1 protein-coding gene is annotated in these 1328 nt (G+C 64.3%); it reads right to left on the bottom strand.

The features are described from left to right. Positions 1–1328 (bottom strand): DUF6531 domain-containing protein (locus IB234_RS23765; protein WP_192322319.1); only part of this gene is annotated, 1328 nt, incomplete at both ends.

Here is a 1328-nt window from a genome sequence, read left to right as displayed (position 1 = left end):
TCCGGGCCGATCAATTCGTACTGGTTGCGCTGGTTACGCTGCAGGGTGGTGTGTTCGTACTTGGAGAAGAACCGTTCGCCCACCGTCAGCACCGGGAAGCGGGTCCGGCGCCCCTGCATGTCGATGAAATCGATGCGATCTTCCTGGGGCTCCAGTCGGAACGCGATGGGCACGCTCCACCCCTGCCCCAGCCAGCCGACATTCGCGTTGCTGGAAACATAGGTACGCTGCCAGACCAGAGGCAGAGGCGCCTCAAGCACGAAGTCGAGGTCGTTTGGGCCATCCAGTACCTTGGCACCTGTCAGCGCATAGACGGGGGGACCAATCTGCAGAGGTTTGCACCCCGGGCACGGACCATCCGGCTTGCCATCTGCATTCCCAGGCACACCATCTTTGTTGTTGCCATCATCACCGCCGTCGCTGGTTTTGTTGCCTTCCGCTTTATCGGTCTTGCCAGCTATGGGCGGCGAATCCTTCTTGTCCGGACTCTCGTTCTTGTCGGGTGCATTACCTTGCCGACGCCTGGCGGCGCCCGTCTTCATCCGCTCGTAGAGACCTCCGATGCGTCCCCCCGCCTTGCCCAGCACCTGGCCCAGCTTGCTGGCGGCGCCACCGGCGCCCCGGGTAGCCACCGCGATCACCGCTGTTTCGGCCGCATGCACCTTGGCCGCGCCCACCGCTTCGCCCAGCTGTTCGGCCATGGGCTTGGGGTCCGCCAGCATCCCGGCCAGGATGTCGCGCGCCGAGCAGGCCATGTCGTCCAGCAGCTCGCGTAGCCAGTCCTTGAGGATGGCCTTGAGGTCCTCGAAGGTGAGGTCGCTCAGTTCCGCGATGGCTTCGATGACGTCCGTCGTCATCGCGACAGCGCCTTCGTAAGCGCTGCTGATGCCGGCCCCGGCATCACTGGCCATGGTCGAGAGGTCGTTCGACGTCACGTAGTCCCAGGCACTGCTCGCGCCGTCGGCGATGGCGCTGCCGGCGCCTTTTATCGCTGCCCAGTAGCCCTTGCCTTTTTCTTCCGCAAGGTCGCGTATGGCCTGGTCGTGAGCGCTGTTGTAGCCGGCGAAGAACTTGAGCGGGCTGGCCAGGAACTCGTTGGCCATGCGCTCGGCCAGAGCCTCGATCAGCCCCTCGAATTCCGCCGAGCACTCCACGTTGGGCCCCGGCAGCACGCCGCAGTTGATCGCCCCCGGACAAGGACTGATGGCGGGACCGCTGATCACGCCCATGTGCCCATGGCTGGTGGAGAAACCACCCTCCACCGCGTTGTCGGGCAGGAATTCGACCGGCTTGAAGAACTTGCCGTTGTCGATGGCAACCGAGCGTTC

Origin of the sequence: Pseudomonas sp. PDM16, from assembly GCF_014851865.1 — a bacterium.
Lineage (GTDB): Bacteria > Pseudomonadota > Gammaproteobacteria > Pseudomonadales > Pseudomonadaceae > Aquipseudomonas.
Note: the sequence above shows the minus strand (reverse complement) of the source record. Positions and strands in the feature narration are given on the sequence as shown.